This is a genomic window from Candidatus Afararchaeum irisae (assembly GCA_034190545.1).
In the GTDB taxonomy this organism is placed as follows: domain Archaea; phylum Halobacteriota; class Halobacteria; order Halobacteriales; family Afararchaeaceae; genus Afararchaeum; species Afararchaeum irisae.
In genome coordinates, this window is record JAXIOF010000025.1 from 1 (window position 1) to 17,078 (window position 17,078).

Here is a 17,078-nt window from a genome sequence, read left to right on the forward strand (position 1 = left end):
TAAGACGTAGTCGTCGTCGCTGTCCTGCTTGTCTCTGAGCTCCTCTACGGTTATCTTGTCTGCCATAGTCGTGTGTATCTACTACACGTTCGGGTTTATACGTTCTCTAAGCCCAAAATATGTTTAGTACTTCTGAGAAACGCTGAAGCTCCAACATTTATTGCCGCAACTACTTAGCACTTACTCTAGACATATGAACCCCATAGAGTATTATAACTCAGCCCGTATATTTAGCCATGTCCTCAGACTCAAGCCCTAACACCGGCTCCGAAGCCGACACTTCTCCGAGTATCGCGGAGAGGCTCCGCGAACTCCCGCCTAGCTCGAAGTTCATATACAAGACACTTGAGAGATGCGGACGGATGACTCAGAAGAAGATATCCGAGGAGACACTTCTCTCGACACGTACGACAAGGTACGGTCTCAAACGTCTCGAGGAGGAGGGCTTCGTCGATACGAGTCCCGCCGTCCACGACGCGAGACAGACGTGTTACGAGCTCTCCGACGAGGCTCTCGGAAAGGAGTCGGAGTACGCAAACGACGTCCTCGTAGAGGCTGACTGGGTGAAGGATCGTCTCGAGGAGTTCGCCACAGACGATCCGTCTATGCGTCTCGTTGAGGTCGACTCGAAGAGGGAGACCTACGATGACTGGCACATACCAGGTGCGACGAGGATGACGTGGGAGGAGGACATCGCGGGACAGAACTGCAGGGGTATCCCAGACAAGAAGTCGTACGAGGAGATAATGGGCGAGAAAGGCATCACCGAGGACTCGACTGTTGTTCTCTACGGCAACCAGTGGAACTGGTTCGCTGCGTACGCCTACTGGATGATGACCTACTACGGACACGACGAAGTCTACCTCATGAACGGCGGCAAGAACTACTGGGACGAGGGATGTTACGACCAGACGTGTGACACCCCCGACTTCACTCAGCGCGACTACGACGCGGGACAGACCTTAGAACAGATACGCGCTTACAGAGACGACGTAAAGGCGGCTCTCAGACAGGACACCAAGATACTCGACGTCAGGAGTCCGTCGGAGTTCAGAGGTGAGGGCCTCGCGCCGCCGGGAGAGGTTCCTCAGGTCGAGGTCGGTGGACATATTCCGAGTGCCGAGGCTTTCCACTGATCGAAGACGATAGACGACGACGGTAGGTTCAAGAGCCGCGACGAACTCAAGTCGCTATTCGAGGACCGCGGTATCACACCCGACAGGGACGTTATCGTCTACTGTAGCATAGGCGAGAGATCGTCGCTCGTCTGGTTCGTCCTCTCGGAGCTACTCGGCTACGGCATGGTCGCCAACTACGACGGCTCTTGGATGGAGTGGGGAAATCTAGTCGACGTGCCCGTCGAGAAATAGTATAGTCAATTATTGCTTCTTTCATACTGAGAAATGTCCACACACCAAATCTTGGCTCTTAGGAAGTCGTTAAGCGTCTACGGATGCTACTACAAGAGTAGGAGGTAACCCATAATGGACCCAGTATTCGCAAGCCGTCTTCAGTTCGCGCTGACGACGGTCGTACACATAATCTTCCCCGTGATGTCGATGGGACTCGGTCCGTTCCTCGTCTACTTCACGTGGAAGAGCATGAGATCCGACGACGGAGTCTATGAGCAACTCCGCGACTTCTGGACGAAGATATTCGCGGTGAGCTTCGTCGTCGGTACTGTAACAGGAATAGTCCTTGAGTTCGAGTTTGGAACCAACTTTGCTGCGTTCTCGAAGTCGGTCGGAGAGCTCTTCGGAGGACCTCTCGCGGTCGAGGGCATGATGGCATTCATGCTCGAAGCTACATTCCTCGGAATCTTCCTCTTCGGCAAGGAGAAGGTCTCCGAGAAGTTCCATTTCTTCTCGGGCGTGATGGTCGCCCTCGGCTCGTGGCTCTCCGCTCTCTGGATACTCGTCGCCAACTCGTGGATGCAGACACCGAGGGGATACGAGGTGGTTATGAAAAGCGGACAGCCCATAATCACACTCGTCGACCCGATAGCTGCGTACGCCAACCCGAGGTTCCCGTGGTTGTACACACATATGCAGAGTGCCGCCGTCCTCTCGGTCGCCGTCTTCATGGCGGGTGTCGCCGCCTACCACATCTGGACTAACCGAGACTCACGTTTCTGGAGGAAGACTCTCAAGATAGCTCTCCTAGTCATGGTTCTCGTCGCTCCGTTTCAGGTCATCCACGGAGACGCATACGGACGCCACGTAGTCGAGACACAGCCACAGAAGTTCGCGGCGATGGAGGCTGTCTGGGAGACCGAGTCGTACGTCCCCGAGTACCTCTTCGCTGTCCCCACGAGCCTCGACCAGCTTACCAATCCGCGCGCTAAGGAGCTATTCGGTATAGGAATACCCGGAGGAGCCTCGTGGCTAGCGAGCGGGGGAGATCCGACCGCCGAGATACGTGGTCTCAACTCGTTCGAGACCGAGGCACCCCCCGTAGCTATAGTCTTCTGGGCGTTCAGGATCATGGTAGGGATAGGAACGTGGTTCATACTCCTCGCGTTCTGGGGAGCCTACAGATGGTGGAAGGGCGAGCTCTTCGAGGACGACCTACTCCACAAGGCGATGGTAGCCTCGGCACCTCTCGGAATAATAGCGGTCGAGATGGGATGGATAGTCACAGAGGTCGGGAGACAGCCCTGGGTCATACAGGGAGTCATGAAGACACAGGACGCCGTCTCACCCACGCTTACTTCAGGCGATGCAGTTCTAACGCTCACGGGCTTCGTCCTCGGATACGCAGCGATACTCGGCGTCTACTCGTACGTCGTCTACAGGATCATACGTGAGGGTCCTCCCGAGATCGACGAGTCGGACCAAGAGGGCAGGAGAGGAACAGACGCAGGCACCGACACCGACAAGGACACAGACAGAGACAGAGACACGCCCTACGGCGTCCCGAGTGACGACTAAAAGACAACAATGATACTCACACTAAGCACACACCACGTACTCGGACTCCCGCTCCAGGAGATCTGGTTCGGTCTGATCTTCTTCATACTCGGGATGTTCGTCTTCCTCGACGGCTTCGACTTCGGAGCGGGGATCATATTCGCCTTCGAGGATCACGAGGCACAGGAGAAGATACTCGCCGCAATAGGACCCTTCTGGGACGGAAACGAGGTCTGGCTCGTCGTCTTCGGAGGAGCCCTCTTCGCTGCTTTCCCCGGGGTCTACGCCAACCTCTTCAGCCGGAACTACCTCCTTATGTTCGCCATTCTCGGCTCTCTCATAATACGAGGGCTCGCACCCGAGTTCTACGAACAGAGACACGACGAGACGTGGCAGAAGTGGTGGGGACGTGCCTTCATATTCGGAAGCACGGCGTCGCCCTTCTTCCTCGGAGCCTTCACCTCTAACTGGCTCCTCGGCGCGACGAGTATAGTCAACCTCCCCGCAGTAGTCGTCGGAGCCGTCCTCGTCGCACTCACGGTTCTCGACGGCGCGGCTTTCCTCAGCGTCAAGACCGACATAGACGTCTCGAAGCACGGCGTCAGATCAGCGGTGGCGTACCTCGGTCTCCTAGTCGCGGGTCTCGGATACATATACGTCTTCTACCCCGGAATCAGGGAGTCGCTAGTCTCCCCCTTACCCCTTGGACTCGTCGGACTCAGTCTCGGTCTGACGGTCGTCTACGTCTACTCTATAAGCAGAAAGAGGAACTACGTCGCATTCGCGTCGGCGGCGGGACTCGCCTTCGGACTCGTCGCCTACGTCGCCGCGGTGATGTTCCCCCTCGTCGACCCGGCGACCGGACTCAGATACGACGAGGCTATAGTCTCGACGCTTCCGCTCAACCTGATGACTATAGGCTCGGCTATACTCATGCCCCTCATCTTCGTCTACTTCGGAATACTCTATACCACGATGTGGGGTAAGATAGAGTCCGCCGAGGGATACTGAAGGATAAAAGAAACAGACCTACGCGGCTCTTCTTCTTTCTGTGTACTATATCTTCATGTCCTGAAGACGCTGAGTCATGTCGTCGATCTTGTCGTCGAGAGACTCTATGAACTCCTCAGTGTCCTCCGTGGTTATAGCGCCCTGTGACGACGGCTCTATGAGGTTCTCCTCCTCAAGGACACGGAGCGAATAACGTATCTTGTGGTGAGGATACCCCGTCTCGTCGCTCAGCTTTACTATCCCTATCGGAGCGTTCTCGCTGACCATCTTGAGGACGGTCAGGTGGCGTTCCAGCATATCGACTTCCTTCTCTAGACGGTCAATCATACTTGATCTGTCAGTTATACGGCTTTAACTTTTAAGATAGAGCTATACCGTATCTCTTGTGTCTATCTATACCACGCGGCTTTGTGGTTAAAAAAGTTTGCCTGACGCCGGCAGAAACCGCTGGCTTAATCCTCCTAAGCGACGTAGCCGAGTTGACGGCGATGACGACGCGTTACCCCCACTGAGCCCAAGTGTGAATGAAAACCCAAACCGAGCCGTCTTGTGTTCTACTATCTCTACTTTCTCTTCACTCCTTGATGTACTCTTCCCTGAGGTAGTCGCCTATGACGTCGACGACATCGAGGCTCTCGACCTCGGCGTCGACTCCCAAGAGACCCGACAGACTCGGATTCGTTCTGCCCTCGTCTCCCGAGATAAGCTCCTTTATGTAGAGACCTCCCGCGCCGTGTACCTCGACTGTCGCGGTCGTCTCGTCTTCGGTCTCACCTTCGGCGTCGTAGACCTCGCGGCTCCGCACCTTGTCAGCGCGTCTATGTGAGACCCTGTCGGGTGTTCTCTGTTCTATCTCCCCCTCTATCTCAGTCAGGGCGTCGTCGAGTTCGTCGTCGGTGACCTCCTCGGAGAAGACGACCTTCGCGCGGTACCTCTTCGACGAGTCGAGGCTCTTGACCCTCTCGACGGTGTCGCGCGTCACGAAATGGAGATCCTCGACCTCGACCTTACCCGTCTCGTTGACCTTCTGACGTATCTCGTCTAAGCCGGGGCGTCTCACTCGGGGCTCCTTGACCTCGGCTACGAAGGGTCTTCCCGAACCGAGCATCTTCGCGTCGACGTCTTCCCTCCCTGCTCCGTGGAAGACCATCTCATCGCCCTCGGTCGCCTCTATCACGTGGGGACGTATTATCTCCTCGACGCTCCCGTCGTACATATATCCCGTGCCGTCACATCTCTCACAGCCTCTTCCTCCACAGTCACGACAGGGCCATTCAGTCTGGGGAATTCCCCGTTCGAGCTTCCTGTACCTGCCGTAGATGAAGACCGGGTTTATCTGAACCTCGACCTCGTCCTCCTGGAGGCTGAGTATGCCGACGACATCGGGACGTTCGAACTCGACGTCCTTTCCGACCTTCTCACCGACCCTCTTTCCGACCTCGCGGTTGTAGTCGTGTCTGAAGCTCTTGGCGTTGTCGTCGCCACAGATACTGTCGAGGAGGCTCTCGTTTTCTTCTACGAGCGGCGGCGTACGTGTGCCGACTAAGAAGCTGTCGAAGTCGTATCCCTCTAAGCTCTCGACAACTCTCTCCGCCCAGTCGTCGAGACGTGTGAACGCGCCGTCACAGACCCAGCAGTCGTCGCTGGCTGAGTCCTCGAACTCGTCGTCGTCTTCGAGAGCGACGGCGGTTCTGACAGCCTTACCTCGCTCACGGTTCGACAGACCGTACGACAGAGTCGCAAACCTCCTCCCGAGACAGTAGTCACAGACGTCGCCCTCGTCGAGGACGCATCTGGCTTCTTCGAGTACGTCGTTCATGTTCCAAGTACGTCTCTTTGCCGTATGAGCGTAGTGGTACGTTCCGACTACCGAAAGAAAGGGATTAAGGAACTCGAAGACTGAGTCAGCCTAATGGCAGCCAAAGCCCACGAAAAGAGAGAGGCACACATACGCGGCGTCAAGGTCACCGCACTCTCATCCGTCTTCGGCATTCTTGCCGCAGCCGTCTCTTGGTTCGTGACTACCTCGATGGGGCTCGGCGACATCTGGGGTCTCTACCTCCTCGTCGGAGCCGTAGGTGCCCAGAAACCCCTTCTGCCGTACCTCGGAAAGGAAGAGATGGACACAAAGGACTGGCTCTACGTAGGCTTCATGACATTCGACCTCTGGTTCATATCGTGGACGCTCCTTCTCACGGGCTGAACTAAAGATACTGGGACAACGACAACACGACACCCACGACCGACGCGGCTACGAGAGCCGTGTCGCCTCTTCTCCAGCCGAGGCTTCTCAGACTGGTTCTGTCCTCCGAGTAGGCGCGCGACGACATCGCAAGAGCGAGAGTGTCGGCTCTCTCAACCATACGTGTCACGAGAGGAACCGAGAGCGACCTGACTCTCTCTGTCCATCCTCTCCGGTATCCGAGACGAGCCCTGTGTGCCTCCCTGACCTCACGTGTCTCGTCGAAGACTACGGGGACGAAACGCGCCGCGACCTCAACCATCGCTCCCCAGTCGGTCTCGTTCACGAAAGGCACGTGTCTCAGGAAAGCCTCGACCGCGAGACGTGTCTCAGTCGGCGGCGTCGTGTACGAGACGATGTATGCGAGACCGAGAACCACCCCGAAACGCGCGCTCGCGACCCCGCCGTCTATGAGTCCAGACGTCGCGAATCCCGTCGTGTACCATCTCCCGAGGCTTCCGACAGCCATTATAGGAAGAGCTATCCAGATGTCTTTGAGAAGCTCGGAGGGTCTGAGACGTGCCAGAAGACCTCCCATGACGACTCCGGCGACTCCGAGAACAAGACCCTCGACCGATGCCATGACACCGACCGAGACGAGGGTCAGACTCAAGAGCTTCGACCGAGCGTCGAGTCGGTGGAGAGGTGTCTCGTCGTCGGAGTATCTCGGCTTCACATTAGATCGAGAACCTCCTTCGGCTGTGCTCCTTCGACTTCCTCGGCGTCGACTCCCGCGCGTCTCAGAAGCCTCACTGCGTAGGGCTCGGGAACACCGTACTCCTCGACTCCCGAGAGAACTGTCTCTAAAGGATCGCCGTCCTCGACTACCTCGCCGTCTTCGACTACTACCATCCTGTCAGCTGCCCCCGACTCTAAGAACTCGTCCGTAGAGTGGGTCGCGACTAAGACTGTCATACCCTTCCGTTTGAGCGATTCGAGGGCTTCGAGGACGTCTTCGACACCCTCGGAGTCGAGACCCGCGAGAGGCTCGTCGAGGACGACGACACGTGGCTCCATGGCTAAGACGCCCGCGACGGCGACGCGTCTGACTTCGCCTCCCGAGAGTGTCCTCGGATACCTGTCAGAAAGATGGCGTATGCCGAGGTCTGAGAGGGCTTCGTCGACTCGTCTTCTTATCTCGTCGTCTCCGAGACCCAGATTCTCGGGACCGAAGGCGACCTCGTCTTCGACTGTCTCTCCGACTATCTGTGACCTCGCGTCCTGGAAGACCATACCGACGGTCGTCCTTGCGTGGGTCTTGTTCTCGTGTGCGACCTTCCCGTCTATCCTGACCTCGCCCTCGTCGGGTTCGAGAAGTGCGTTGAGATGGCGCAGAAGCGTCGTCTTGCCGCTTCCGTTTCTTCCACAGACGAGGACGAACTCGCCCTCTTCGACCGAGAGACTCACACCACTCACGGCTGCGTCGCCGTCGTCTTCGTATCTGTGGACGAGACCGTCGATCTCTACTATGCTCATGCTCATGCCGACGACGATATGACGCCTGCCTCTCCCTTCGATCTCACCGTGTGGACACCGAGTCCGACGAGTCCGAGACCCATTATTCCGACGAGATAGACACCGTAGCCCACGCTCGCGCTCGCGGTAGCTCCTAACTCCCACGACGACACAGCCGAGTAAGACACCGCCGTGAGTAGAACGCTCGCAACCCCTACGGAGGCGTATACTACGGCTGTGTAGATCTCCTTTCTCTCCAGCCATCTCAGACCTGCGAAAGCAGTCGTGAGTACTACGACACCGAGAACCATCGCTGTGACTCCGTAGAGCTGTAACGACGGCACCCCTGTCACGACCGCCTCGGCTTCTTCACCCGTGAGTGTCACAGAGCCACCTGACGATATGCCTGTGACACTCGTCGAAAGACCCTCGGAGTTCTTGATATACGCCCATGGGATCACACCACTCATCACGAGACCTATCCCGAGAACAGTGCCGTAGAAAGATCTCTCCTCGTTTCCTCTGAGGTCAGGTCCACCCGACTCAGTCTCTATGCCGTACTTCCCAAGGCTCTCGGAGACGCCGACGACCGCACCGAGCTTTACCAAGTCGGGGACTATGAAGGGCAGGGAGCCCGCCGCTACCGCCGCGCCGAGACCCATGCCGTAGTAGTTCATTAGCTGTGCGACCCCCATTCCGTGGTTGACGGCGAGACCCACGATTCCTCCGGCGACCTTCAAGCCGAGCCTCTGGAAACCCGGACGTCCCTTACCCATCTCGCCCGCGTAGCCTATGATACCCGCGGCTATCGGGAACGAGAAGAGGTAGCCCGCCGTCGGACCCAGGAGATGTCCTATGCCCGCCGATCCTCCGGCGTAGACGGGAAATCCCACGATTCCTAAGAGGAGGTACAGCGATATCGAGATAAATCCCCATCTCGCTCCTAAGACGAGACCCGGGAGGAAGACGAAGAAAGCCTGGAGGGTCACGGGCACGGGTCCTATCGGAACCGCTAGAAGCGACCCGGCTCCCGCGAGTGCGGCGAAAAGACCCGCATAGACCATACGTCTGAGTTCGTCTTTCTGTTTCATCTTGTGTGACAGTCTTCGTCAACCTCGAAAAGGGTTACTGTTCACGAGAGTCTCTGAGTCTCCGACGCAAGTTATATGCGCCTCGAAGGACTTTGTTCGTGTATGTCTTTTGAGATAGAGGTCAGCGACGAACTCAAGGAAAGGATGGAGATTCACAAGGAGGACGGCGAGACATACGAGGAGTTCATAGAGGAACTCCTCAACATATACGAGTCACAGGGCAGCGGGTTCTACGAGGGCTACGAGGAATAGCTACTCCTGAGTTTCTTCGTCCTCGGCTTCTGAGCCGAAGGTATCGTTGAGAGCGTCCTCGACCTCCTCCGACTCGGGGTTTATCGAGAGTGTGTACTCTTCCTCGTCCTCTCCACCTACGATTCCCTTTATGCGTTTGGCTATAGGCGTCGGCACCGTCAGAGACGCGTTGAAGCTCTCGGCGTCGAGGTAGAGCGGACTCGTCTGTGTCGTGATGTTCTTGAAGACCCAGTCCTCAACAGTCCTCATGACGCTCCTTCCGGCTCCTCCCGCCGCTTCGCCCGCCGACTTCGCCGACTTCGTCGCCTTCTCAGCCGCCTTACTAACGTCGCCCTCGGCTGTGTGTTTGCTCGTGTCGGAGAGATGCTCAGCCGCCTCGCCCGCCTTCTCGGAGGGCTTCTCGCCCTTCTCCGTCTTCGCCTTCTCCGCAGTCTTCTCCCTCATCTCACCCTCGCGCTCCTCGGTTCGTGGACGCCATCCCTCCCACTCTTCCACTACCTCGGGATCGATTCCGGCGTCCTTGAACGACCGGGTGATCTCTTTCGCGAACTCGACGACGTCGTCCCAGCTTCCTTTTTTCGAGTATCCGAAGACGTCTTCTTCTGCGTCTGTCCCCGTCTCCGTCTCCGCATCTGTCTCAGACCCTGCCGAGTCCTCGCTCTCTTGGTCTGACATCTTCCCGAAGACTTGCCCGCGCACGTGTAAAAGCTTATCCCCCGTCTTATTGGGGCTCGGGTCGTATCCCGTACATGGACACGGTCACAGCCAGACGTATCGACGGTCTCCCTCTCGTAGACGAGAGCCACGACCTCGGGAGTCTGATCGACGACAGTCTACGCGGCTGCCGAGACGACTTCGACCTTCTGTGTGTCGCGAGTACAGTCGTCTCTAAGTCCGAGGGACGCAGAAGAAGTCTCGAAAGCTACGACGTATCCGACCGCGCGCGTTCGGTATCCGAGAGCCTCGAAGACGCCGACCCGCGTTTCGTAGAGGCTGTCCTCGACGAGTCGGTGGAGCTTCTGATAGAAGATCCTTTCATGCTCGCTGTCACGAGTTTCGGACACGTCGCCCCCAACGCCGGAATAGACAGGTCGAACGTCGAGGGTGACGACACAGTCCTCCTTCTTCCCGAAGACCCCAGTGAGAGCGCGCGGCGTATCTCCGACGAAGTGGGTCTTCCGGTCGTGGTCACAGACACGTGCGGACGTCCATTCCGTGAGGGACAGACAGGCGTCGCAGTCGGATGGCACGGTCTCGAACCCATGCGCGAGTGGCGCGGCGAGACCGACCTAAACGGAAGAGAGCTTGAGGTCACCCGCGAGGCACTCGCCGACGAGATAGCCGGCTTCGCCAACCTTCTGATGGGGGAAGGCGGAGACGGTGTCCCTGCAGTCGCCCTCTCGGGACTCGACCTCGACGCGGATAAAGGATCGAATCTCTTCCGTCCCAAGGAGAACGACTTAGTCAGACGAGCCCTACTCGAAACAAAGTAACATGTGGGAGAGCATAATCGAGAGGTTCGAGGGATCGCCGAGCCAGAAGAAGGTCATAAAGCTCCTTCTCGAAAGAGGATTCTCGGTCAACGACGAGGGACGTGTCGTCTCGGGAGGCATAGAGATACCTAACACACAGATAGCCCGTGAGATCGACGTAGACAGACGTGTAGTCGACTCGACGACCTCGACTATACTCGAAGACGAAGAGCTCAGAGACATCTTCCAGAACATCTCGTCGATACCGTCGCTCAAGGACGTCGCTCCCGTGCTCGGTCTCTCAGTCCTCACGATAAAGGTAAAAGACGCGTCGTCGACGGGTCTACTCGCCGAGATGGCTTCGGTGATCTCCGAACACGATGTCTCTATACGTCAGGCTGTCAGCGACGACCCCTACTTCACCGACGAGCCCAAGTTCACAGTCATAACAAACGGCGAGGTTCCGGGAGATCTCGTCAACCAGCTCACGTCGCTCGACTTCGTCGAGAAGGTCGATCTCCGGTGACCGAATGGTAAGCTAAATGATTTACGAGCGTCTATATAGAGTATGACCGAGACCATTATCTGGCCTGCGTACATCGACTCCGACAAGTCGAGGTCGGAGGGCAGACGTATTCCCGAAGACACCGCAGTCTCTTCTCCGACTCTACAGGAGGTAGCTAACGCCGTGAGGCAGATAGGCTATGATCCCGTAGTCGAGACCGACAAGAAGTACCCGAGGTCGTGGTGGGAGGCAAAGGGACGTGTCCGTCTCGACGCCGACGACTCGAAACGTGACGTGCTCAGAGCCGTAGCCGCATACATAGATGCTATGAGGCAAGAGACATGATCGACTTCCACTCACACACCTTCTACAGCGACGGAGAGCTAGTCCCAGCCGAACAGGCGAGACGTGCCGAGGTACAGGGTGTCGAAGTAGTCGGAATTACTGATCACGCCGACGGTAGTAACGTCGAGGACGCCGTCGAACGTGTCTTAGACGCCAAGGAGACCGCCTCGATACGTCTCCTCGCGGGCGTCGAGGTCACACACGTCCCTCCCGAGAACTTCGCCTCAGTCGTCGAGAGGGCGAGGGACGCCGGTGCTGACGTCGTGATAGCCCACGGAGAGACGACCGCCGAGCCGGTCACTCAGGGCACGAACCGTGCGGCGATAGAGGCGGGAGTCGACATACTCGGACATCCCGGACTCATAGACCGTGAGGACGTCAGACTCGCCGCCGACAACGGCGTCTACCTCGAACTCTCGTCGAGACGTGGACACTCGCTCGCGAACGGACATGTTGCGAGACTCGCCGAGGAGGAGGGCGCGAGCCTGATAGTCAACACCGACTCGCATTCCCCCTCCGACTTCATCACGCGCGAGAAGGCTATAGAGGTCGCGCAGTCGGCGGGTCTGAGCCGTGAGAGGGCGGTCGAGGTAGTAGACGGTAACTCGGAGGAGCTTCTCGACAGGATAGAGTCGCGATGAAGAGACTCGGAAGCTGTCTCCACACGGTCGGATCGGTCGCAGTCGTCCGTTCCGAACTCGACTCGCGTCCACCACTCGACGTCGACGTAATCGACTCGTCTCTCGACCGCGTCGGAAAGACGGTCGATGTCTTCGGACCCGTTACGAAGCCGTATGTCTCAGTCACCGTAGACGAATCGAGAGATATCGAGCCTGGATCTAAGTTATATATCCGCGACTAATCTAACTTGGATACAGTAGATTTATTTATCTCTTTAGCCAAGTAGGTATATGGAGACACGTAAGGTACAGGTCACAGGTGGATCGACCTACACGGTTTCTATTCCCAAGGACTGGGCACGTGAGAATGACGTCGAGGGAGGGAGTGAGGTCGGTATGTTTCCGAGCGACTCGTCTCTCGTGATAGAGACACTCGACTCCGACTCCAAGGACAGCGAGGGAGTCATGGACATAACAGGCTTAGAGGGCGACCATCTCCTCCGTGCCGTCATCACTATGTACGTCTCGGGCTTCGACGTCATGAAGTTCGAGTCAGACAGGATTACGAGCACTCAGAGGAGAACCCTGAGACAGGCGAGTCAGCGGTTAGCGGGGCTCGAAGTCATAGAGGAGACGGGAAACGTCGTCGTCTTCCAGGATCTACTCGACTCGTCACAGCTGAGTATTCACAGGAGTGTATCGCGTATGCGTCTCATAGCCGAGAGCATGTTCGAGGACTCCGTAAAGGCGGTAGTCGAGAACGACGACGCAATCTCCGATGACGTCGTCGAGAGGGACGAGGACGTCGACAGGATGTTCGCGATGGTCTCACGTACCTTCAGGTCGTCGCTACACGACGCGCGTTCGGAGGAGGAGATGGGCGTGACGCGTGACACGTGTTTCGACTACTACACGACAGCGAGACAGCTTGAGAGAGTAGCCGACCACGCCGCGAAGATCGCTGAGATCTCGAGGGAGATCGACGACGAGATAGACGAAGAGATAGGAGAGGCACTCTACGAGGCGAGTCAGGACTCAGTCGAGATAGTCGACGACGCCGTGAGTGCTCTCATGGATCTCGACGACGACGCCGCGACCGAGAGGGCGAACGACGTACTCGACTCAGTCTCCGAGATAGAGGAGGAACACACCCGAGAGATAGACAAGAAGATACGTGACCTCGATCCCCAGACAGCACAGGCTCTAGGACTCGTGATAGACAGCATAAACAGAGCCGCCGACTACGGCGCTAACATAGCCGAGACCGCCCTCGAATCAGCGGCTCCGAAGCCCTAGCCCTGGTTCTTGAGTGTCTCGTAGGCTTCTTGGACGCGTCTGAACTCCTCGTCTGCGTCGTCGGAGTCGTTGAGGTCGGGATGGACTTCCTTGACGAGATCCCTGTACGCCGACTCTATCTCGTCCTCCGAAGCGTCGGTCTCGACTCCTAAGACCTCATGGGGCTGACTCCTTCTTTCTCTTCCCTCCGCCGCGGAGAATCCTTCCGACCCTCCTCCGCCTACCCGGCGTCTTCTCGTCTTTGTCTTCTTCTCTGTCTTGACACCCACAGAGACAAAGACGACGCCCGCGAGGAAGAAGATCACTGAGAGGAAGACCAGAACCGGATTGTACATGATCCCGAGAACCACGAGTGTGACTCCGAAAGCCGTAAACAGTACCCCCTGTACCTTGAAGAGACGTCTCCTCATCCTTCGATCCCGCCGACATCGACCTTCACCGAGCCTATTCCCCCGTTGACTTCGACCTTCTCGAATCCCCCTTCTCCGTCGGAGTATCTCTCGGGCGTTGTGTCTTTCTGTGAGAGAAGAACAGCCTTGACCGACCCGTCGTCGACCGTGGGCTTCCAGACGATCACGGTGTCTTCCTCGACCACGAGATGGTACTCCGAAGCCGTCGTCCTCCTGTAGAGGACGCCGTCGAGCCTCTCCACGGCGTATATGACCTCAGCGAGACCCATATCGCCTGAGACCGCTCCGGCTGTCGTCTGTATCCCCTCGACTCTCGGACACACTGATACAAGAACCTAATGTGTTAGGAGTTATCAAGCTTACGCCGCTCCGACTCCGAGTAAAGCCCTGAATACCTCCCGCGCCCCCTCGAATCCCGAGAAGGCTACTCCGAAGATGAGGAGTCCCGGAACCGACGCGACTCCGAGGGCTCTTGCCCGTCCTACTCCGTGTCCTTCTCTTATACCCGTGTACAGAAGATAGAATCCGTAGACCGCCGCGGGTAGCCTCACATACGGGAGCCAGCTTACTACTCCTGGGGCTGTGCTGTATGCCACCGCCCTCACGGTCGTGTCGACCCCCTCGTCTTTCTCAGTCGCTAGCCATACGAGACCGTATACGACGCCGCTCGCTATATGTAGAACTGCGGGAGACAGTAGGAGCACAGCCACAGAGACTCCCGCGGCGTCGACGACTCCCTCGGGGACTGCCGTCGGAACCTCCGAGACGAGAGCCACGAGTACGACGAAGACGAGAGCGTCCCTCTGTCCCGCCCTCTCGTGGTTTACACGCGAGAAGAAGTCGGACGGACGCGTGAGGACGGCGTACCAGTCGACCGCCGCGCGTCTTATATCCATGACCTCGCTTCGGCTGCCTTACGAATAACGTCTCCGAAACAGAGAGAAAGACACAAACGCCCGACACACGAATATGCGGCAGATGAGGATAATCTTCGACTACGGGGGAACCGTCGTAGACGAGGTCGACGAGACCGAGTACACGCGTATGCTCGACGTCAGCGAGGGACATCCGGTGCCCTACCCGGGATACATAGCCTACAAGGCGTTCTCGCTCGGTCTTCTCGACACCGTCGACGAGTACATAGCCGTCCTCTCACGTCTCACGGGAGTCCCGGAGGAGAGATGCCGTGAGTACCTCGACGAGAGGGTAGACGCGCCTACGCTCGACCCTGAGGTGAAGACGACTCTACAACGTCTCTCCGACGAACACGAACTCGTCCTCTTCACGGATCAGGTCAAGCCGTGGATAGAAGATGCCCTCGACAGATTCGGTATATCGGGACTCTTCGACGACGTCGTAGTTTCGAGCGAGATAGCGAAGGAGAAGCCCCATCCGAAGGGCTACGTCAGGGCGATAGACGGAGCCGACGACGCCGTGATGGTGAGCGACGAACTCAATGACGACCTCCTGATGGCTGACTACTTCGGAGCCACGACAGTCTGGATACAGAACTCGTACGAGGAGGTCGTCGAGGAGCCCGACTACCGTATAGACGACGTGACTGAGGTCGAGGAGATAGTCGAGGGTCTCGAATGAGGATCGTCTGTTACACGTGCAGGGACGAGAACTGTGACTGTGAACACGGTGTACTCGACCCCGTCTACGGAGAGATCCGAGACGAGAACGGCTTAGACACCGACGTCGACTCCGACTCCATACGAATCGGTATCTGGGAGTACTCCGACCTTCCCTCCGTAGAGCCTGTCACGATGGGCGAGGGCGACACGCCCTTAGTCGCCTCCCCTAAGCTCGCAGACGGCTGCGGTGTCTCTCAGCTTTACGTCAAGGACGAGGGACATAACCCGACCGGAAGCGTGAGAGACAGGGCACTCTCGGTAGCAGTCTCCGTAGCCGCCTCTGAGGGAGCCGAGGGGGTCTCTCTTTTCTCCACCGGAAACGGAGGGGTATCCGCGGCGGCATACGCCGCACGGGGGGGACTCAAGTCGGAGGTCTATCTCCCGAGCCGTGCGAGACACGACGCCAAGTCTCTTATAAACGTCCACGGCGGCGATATGAATGTCGTCAGGGGACGTCGCCGAGACGCCCGCGAGAGCTTCGAGCCGTCGGAGTCTTCTGTCTCCGTAGCTCCCTTTGAGACGCCGTACAGACACGACGGACTCAAGACAGTTGGCTATGAGATACAGACACAGTTAGACGACGTCGACCACGTCGTCTGTCCCGTCGGAAACGGCGAGCTTTTCCTGGGCTTGGACAAGTCTCTCGACGAAGACACGCGCATACACGCCGTACAGACGTCGGGATGCTCCCCCGTCGTCGACGCCTTCGGCTCTGAGTACCAACCCTGTGATAGTCCCGACACGGTCGTCGGAGACCTCGAAGTCGCCGACACAGCCGCGGGAGACCTGATACCGCGTCTCGGAAGAGGCGAGGGTATCACAGTCGACGACTCGGACGCACTCGATCTGGGTCTCGAAGCCGCCTCCGACGGCGTCGAACTCTCCCCGTCGGGCGGAGTCGCAGCCGCGGGTGCTCTCAGACTCTCCGAGAACTTCGACGAGGACGACACTGTCGTCATCATAAATCCCGCCTCGGGGAGGGCATACGCCGACGTCCTCAGAAGCCAGATGATGTCACGCGGTGTTTGAATATGCCGTTTCAGCCAGAGGAACACAACTGAACCGAATCAGAGAAAGATTAAAAACTGTCTGTCTCTAACTACCCTTAATGACACAAGTCCTCGCGAGGAATCTCATCGACAAGAAAGTCATGGGTGACGACGGAACAGAGCTAGGAAGGCTCACGAGTATCACGTGTGACCTCGGAACCGGCAGACTCGGAGACCTAGTCCTCGAACCTACTAAGAAGGGGCGCGAGATATACGGATCGGGCTCCGAGGACGGGAGTATAAGAATACCTACAAGGCGTATAAACGCAGTCAAGGACGTCATCGTCGTCAACAGATAAGCGGTGGTTGTATGTACGTTCTCGACTCGTGTGCCTTTATAGACGGATACTCGCCCGGAAACCACGAACAAGAGCCGACTGCTACCGTCCCGCGCGTGAGAGAGGAGCTTGAGGACTCGTCGCGGTTCAGGTTCGACGCGATGGAGGGAAGCGGAATGCGTATAGAGGTTCCCTCCGAGACGAGCCGTGAGAAGGTCAGACGTGCGGCGCGCGAGACGGGTGACCTAGACGAGCTTTCTGTCACCGACCTCCGTCTCATAGCCGTCGCCCTAGAGACCGACGGCACTCTCGTGACCGACGACTACGCTATGCAGAACGTCGCTGAGAGAATAGGAGTAGACGTCGACGTGATACGTGAGGACGGCATAGACGAGGAGAGGAACTGGAAGTTCCAGTGCCAGGGATGCGGAAGGGTCTACGACGACAAGAAGCCGTGTCCCGTCTGTGGAAGCGAGACGACACGTAAGAACCCGAGCTGAATTATC

Annotated in this window: 25 protein-coding genes; 16 read left to right on the plus strand and 9 right to left on the minus strand. The window is 57.6% G+C overall.

Annotated features, from left to right (window positions below):
• Nucleotides 1-236 precede the first annotated feature (236 nt).
• The 4 genes from SV253_03295 (at nucleotide 237) to SV253_03310 (ending at nucleotide 3,920) form a co-directional block, all read left to right on the plus strand.
• Nucleotides 237-1,136, plus strand: coding sequence for a rhodanese-like domain-containing protein (locus SV253_03295; protein MDY6775092.1), 900 nt, complete (start codon nucleotides 237-239; stop codon nucleotides 1,134-1,136).
• A 9-nt stretch (nucleotides 1,137-1,145) separates the two neighbouring features.
• Nucleotides 1,146-1,370: a rhodanese-like domain-containing protein gene (locus SV253_03300; protein ID MDY6775093.1), complete on the plus strand. Its 225-nt coding sequence runs from the start codon at nucleotides 1,146-1,148 to the stop codon at nucleotides 1,368-1,370.
• A gap of 111 nt (nucleotides 1,371-1,481) precedes the next feature.
• The gene (locus SV253_03305) at nucleotides 1,482-2,930 is read left to right on the plus strand and encodes a cytochrome ubiquinol oxidase subunit I (GenBank protein ID MDY6775094.1); all 1,449 of its coding nucleotides are present in this window, start codon (nucleotides 1,482-1,484) and stop codon (nucleotides 2,928-2,930) included.
• 9 nt (nucleotides 2,931-2,939) lie between these two features.
• Nucleotides 2,940-3,920: a cytochrome d ubiquinol oxidase subunit II gene (locus tag SV253_03310; protein ID MDY6775095.1), complete on the plus strand. Its 981-nt coding sequence runs from the start codon at nucleotides 2,940-2,942 to the stop codon at nucleotides 3,918-3,920.
• 45 nt (nucleotides 3,921-3,965) lie between these two features.
• On the opposite strand, the gene SV253_03315 is transcribed toward SV253_03310, so the two are convergent.
• Complete coding sequence (locus tag SV253_03315) at nucleotides 3,966-4,247, minus strand: hypothetical protein (GenBank protein MDY6775096.1); 282 nt, start codon at nucleotides 4,245-4,247, stop codon at nucleotides 3,966-3,968.
• 247 nt (nucleotides 4,248-4,494) lie between these two features.
• Nucleotides 4,495-5,739 (minus strand): tRNA pseudouridine(54/55) synthase Pus10, encoded by a 1,245-nt coding sequence (locus tag SV253_03320; protein MDY6775097.1) that lies wholly within the window; start codon nucleotides 5,737-5,739, stop codon nucleotides 4,495-4,497.
• Between the two features lie 93 nt (nucleotides 5,740-5,832).
• Between SV253_03320 and SV253_03325 the strand changes: the two genes are divergently transcribed.
• Nucleotides 5,833-6,123, plus strand: a complete 291-nt coding sequence (locus SV253_03325) for a hypothetical protein (GenBank protein MDY6775098.1) — start codon at nucleotides 5,833-5,835, stop codon at nucleotides 6,121-6,123.
• A 1-nt stretch (nucleotide 6,124) separates the two neighbouring features.
• Here the strand turns inward: SV253_03325 and SV253_03330 are convergent, their stop codons facing one another.
• The 3 genes from SV253_03330 to SV253_03340 are packed head-to-tail and all read right to left on the minus strand — an operon-like array spanning nucleotide 6,125 to nucleotide 8,708.
• Complete coding sequence (locus SV253_03330; protein ID MDY6775099.1) at nucleotides 6,125-6,838, minus strand: energy-coupling factor transporter transmembrane component T; 714 nt, start codon at nucleotides 6,836-6,838, stop codon at nucleotides 6,125-6,127.
• The gene (locus tag SV253_03335; protein ID MDY6775100.1) at nucleotides 6,835-7,644 is read right to left on the minus strand and encodes an ABC transporter ATP-binding protein; all 810 of its coding nucleotides are present in this window, start codon (nucleotides 7,642-7,644) and stop codon (nucleotides 6,835-6,837) included. The genes SV253_03330 and SV253_03335 overlap by 4 nt, the downstream gene beginning before the upstream one ends.
• Nucleotides 7,641-8,708, minus strand: coding sequence for a biotin transporter BioY (locus SV253_03340; protein MDY6775101.1), 1,068 nt, complete (start codon nucleotides 8,706-8,708; stop codon nucleotides 7,641-7,643). Before SV253_03340 ends, SV253_03335 begins: the two co-directional genes overlap by 4 nt.
• A gap of 102 nt (nucleotides 8,709-8,810) precedes the next feature.
• Between SV253_03340 and SV253_03345 the strand changes: the two genes are divergently transcribed.
• Nucleotides 8,811-8,960 (plus strand): hypothetical protein, encoded by a 150-nt coding sequence (locus SV253_03345; GenBank protein MDY6775102.1) that lies wholly within the window; start codon nucleotides 8,811-8,813, stop codon nucleotides 8,958-8,960.
• Here the strand turns inward: SV253_03345 and SV253_03350 are convergent, their stop codons facing one another.
• Nucleotides 8,961-9,635 carry a DUF5828 family protein gene (locus tag SV253_03350; protein ID MDY6775103.1) on the minus strand — a complete coding sequence of 225 codons (675 nt, stop codon included), beginning with the start codon at nucleotides 9,633-9,635 and terminating at the stop codon, nucleotides 8,961-8,963.
• A gap of 74 nt (nucleotides 9,636-9,709) precedes the next feature.
• Between SV253_03350 and SV253_03355 the strand changes: the two genes are divergently transcribed.
• From SV253_03355 to SV253_03380, 6 genes are read left to right on the plus strand one after another with little or no spacing between them, the layout of a single operon-like run.
• Nucleotides 9,710-10,453 carry a coenzyme F420-0:L-glutamate ligase gene (locus tag SV253_03355; protein ID MDY6775104.1) on the plus strand — a complete coding sequence of 248 codons (744 nt, stop codon included), beginning with the start codon at nucleotides 9,710-9,712 and terminating at the stop codon, nucleotides 10,451-10,453.
• 1 nt (nucleotide 10,454) lies between these two features.
• Nucleotides 10,455-10,958 (plus strand): amino acid-binding protein, encoded by a 504-nt coding sequence (locus tag SV253_03360; GenBank protein ID MDY6775105.1) that lies wholly within the window; start codon nucleotides 10,455-10,457, stop codon nucleotides 10,956-10,958.
• Between the two features lie 42 nt (nucleotides 10,959-11,000).
• Complete coding sequence (locus SV253_03365) at nucleotides 11,001-11,282, plus strand: signal recognition particle subunit SRP19/SEC65 family protein (GenBank protein MDY6775106.1); 282 nt, start codon at nucleotides 11,001-11,003, stop codon at nucleotides 11,280-11,282.
• The gene (locus tag SV253_03370; protein MDY6775107.1) at nucleotides 11,279-11,923 is read left to right on the plus strand and encodes a histidinol phosphate phosphatase domain-containing protein; all 645 of its coding nucleotides are present in this window, start codon (nucleotides 11,279-11,281) and stop codon (nucleotides 11,921-11,923) included. The genes SV253_03365 and SV253_03370 overlap by 4 nt, the downstream gene beginning before the upstream one ends.
• A complete protein-coding gene (locus SV253_03375; GenBank protein ID MDY6775108.1) occupies nucleotides 11,920-12,144 on the plus strand; it encodes a Gar1/Naf1 family protein in 225 nt (74 codons plus the stop codon). The genes SV253_03370 and SV253_03375 overlap by 4 nt, the downstream gene beginning before the upstream one ends.
• A 49-nt stretch (nucleotides 12,145-12,193) precedes the next feature.
• On the plus strand, nucleotides 12,194-13,198 hold the full coding sequence (locus SV253_03380) for a PhoU domain-containing protein (GenBank protein ID MDY6775109.1): 1,005 nt from the start codon (nucleotides 12,194-12,196) through the stop codon (nucleotides 13,196-13,198).
• On the opposite strand, the gene SV253_03385 is transcribed toward SV253_03380, so the two are convergent.
• The 3 genes from SV253_03385 to SV253_03395 are packed head-to-tail and all read right to left on the minus strand — an operon-like array spanning nucleotide 13,195 to nucleotide 14,504.
• Nucleotides 13,195-13,608 (minus strand): DnaJ domain-containing protein, encoded by a 414-nt coding sequence (locus SV253_03385; GenBank protein MDY6775110.1) that lies wholly within the window; start codon nucleotides 13,606-13,608, stop codon nucleotides 13,195-13,197. The two genes, SV253_03380 and SV253_03385, sit on opposite strands and share 4 nt — an antisense overlap.
• The gene (locus tag SV253_03390; protein MDY6775111.1) at nucleotides 13,605-13,931 is read right to left on the minus strand and encodes a hypothetical protein; all 327 of its coding nucleotides are present in this window, start codon (nucleotides 13,929-13,931) and stop codon (nucleotides 13,605-13,607) included. Before SV253_03390 ends, SV253_03385 begins: the two co-directional genes overlap by 4 nt.
• A 36-nt stretch (nucleotides 13,932-13,967) precedes the next feature.
• Nucleotides 13,968-14,504 carry a YIP1 family protein gene (locus tag SV253_03395; GenBank protein MDY6775112.1) on the minus strand — a complete coding sequence of 179 codons (537 nt, stop codon included), beginning with the start codon at nucleotides 14,502-14,504 and terminating at the stop codon, nucleotides 13,968-13,970.
• An 82-nt stretch (nucleotides 14,505-14,586) separates the two neighbouring features.
• Here SV253_03395 and SV253_03400 point away from each other — a divergent pair, with 82 nt between their 5' ends.
• The 4 genes from SV253_03400 (at nucleotide 14,587) to SV253_03415 (ending at nucleotide 17,072) form a co-directional block, all read left to right on the plus strand.
• Nucleotides 14,587-15,204 carry an HAD family hydrolase gene (locus SV253_03400; GenBank protein MDY6775113.1) on the plus strand — a complete coding sequence of 206 codons (618 nt, stop codon included), beginning with the start codon at nucleotides 14,587-14,589 and terminating at the stop codon, nucleotides 15,202-15,204.
• Nucleotides 15,201-16,274: a pyridoxal-phosphate dependent enzyme gene (locus SV253_03405; GenBank protein ID MDY6775114.1), complete on the plus strand. Its 1,074-nt coding sequence runs from the start codon at nucleotides 15,201-15,203 to the stop codon at nucleotides 16,272-16,274. Before SV253_03400 ends, SV253_03405 begins: the two co-directional genes overlap by 4 nt.
• A gap of 79 nt (nucleotides 16,275-16,353) precedes the next feature.
• On the plus strand, nucleotides 16,354-16,593 hold the full coding sequence (locus SV253_03410; protein MDY6775115.1) for a PRC-barrel domain-containing protein: 240 nt from the start codon (nucleotides 16,354-16,356) through the stop codon (nucleotides 16,591-16,593).
• An 11-nt stretch (nucleotides 16,594-16,604) separates the two neighbouring features.
• Nucleotides 16,605-17,072, plus strand: coding sequence for an NOB1 family endonuclease (locus SV253_03415; protein ID MDY6775116.1), 468 nt, complete (start codon nucleotides 16,605-16,607; stop codon nucleotides 17,070-17,072).
• Nucleotides 17,073-17,078 lie beyond the last annotated feature (6 nt).

Coding starts and splice junctions, on each gene's coding strand:
- SV253_03295 (MDY6775092.1), top strand. CDS start 237: ATGTCCTCAGACTCAAGCCCTAACACCGGCTCCGAAGCCGACACTTCT.
- SV253_03310 (MDY6775095.1), top strand. CDS start 2,940: ATGATACTCACACTAAGCACACACCACGTACTCGGACTCCCGCTCCAG.
- SV253_03315 (MDY6775096.1), bottom strand. CDS start 4,247: ATGATTGACCGTCTAGAGAAGGAAGTCGATATGCTGGAACGCCACCTG.
- SV253_03320 (MDY6775097.1), bottom strand. CDS start 5,739: ATGAACGACGTACTCGAAGAAGCCAGATGCGTCCTCGACGAGGGCGAC.
- SV253_03325 (MDY6775098.1), top strand. CDS start 5,833: ATGGCAGCCAAAGCCCACGAAAAGAGAGAGGCACACATACGCGGCGTC.
- SV253_03335 (MDY6775100.1), bottom strand. CDS start 7,644: ATGAGCATGAGCATAGTAGAGATCGACGGTCTCGTCCACAGATACGAA.
- SV253_03340 (MDY6775101.1), bottom strand. CDS start 8,708: ATGAAACAGAAAGACGAACTCAGACGTATGGTCTATGCGGGTCTTTTC.
- SV253_03345 (MDY6775102.1), top strand. CDS start 8,811: ATGTCTTTTGAGATAGAGGTCAGCGACGAACTCAAGGAAAGGATGGAG.
- SV253_03350 (MDY6775103.1), bottom strand. CDS start 9,635: ATGTCAGACCAAGAGAGCGAGGACTCGGCAGGGTCTGAGACAGATGCG.
- SV253_03355 (MDY6775104.1), top strand. CDS start 9,710: ATGGACACGGTCACAGCCAGACGTATCGACGGTCTCCCTCTCGTAGAC.
- SV253_03360 (MDY6775105.1), top strand. CDS start 10,455: ATGTGGGAGAGCATAATCGAGAGGTTCGAGGGATCGCCGAGCCAGAAG.
- SV253_03365 (MDY6775106.1), top strand. CDS start 11,001: ATGACCGAGACCATTATCTGGCCTGCGTACATCGACTCCGACAAGTCG.
- SV253_03370 (MDY6775107.1), top strand. CDS start 11,279: ATGATCGACTTCCACTCACACACCTTCTACAGCGACGGAGAGCTAGTC.
- SV253_03375 (MDY6775108.1), top strand. CDS start 11,920: ATGAAGAGACTCGGAAGCTGTCTCCACACGGTCGGATCGGTCGCAGTC.
- SV253_03380 (MDY6775109.1), top strand. CDS start 12,194: ATGGAGACACGTAAGGTACAGGTCACAGGTGGATCGACCTACACGGTT.
- SV253_03385 (MDY6775110.1), bottom strand. CDS start 13,608: ATGAGGAGACGTCTCTTCAAGGTACAGGGGGTACTGTTTACGGCTTTC.
- SV253_03395 (MDY6775112.1), bottom strand. CDS start 14,504: ATGGATATAAGACGCGCGGCGGTCGACTGGTACGCCGTCCTCACGCGT.
- SV253_03400 (MDY6775113.1), top strand. CDS start 14,587: ATGAGGATAATCTTCGACTACGGGGGAACCGTCGTAGACGAGGTCGAC.
- SV253_03405 (MDY6775114.1), top strand. CDS start 15,201: ATGAGGATCGTCTGTTACACGTGCAGGGACGAGAACTGTGACTGTGAA.
- SV253_03410 (MDY6775115.1), top strand. CDS start 16,354: ATGACACAAGTCCTCGCGAGGAATCTCATCGACAAGAAAGTCATGGGT.
- SV253_03415 (MDY6775116.1), top strand. CDS start 16,605: ATGTACGTTCTCGACTCGTGTGCCTTTATAGACGGATACTCGCCCGGA.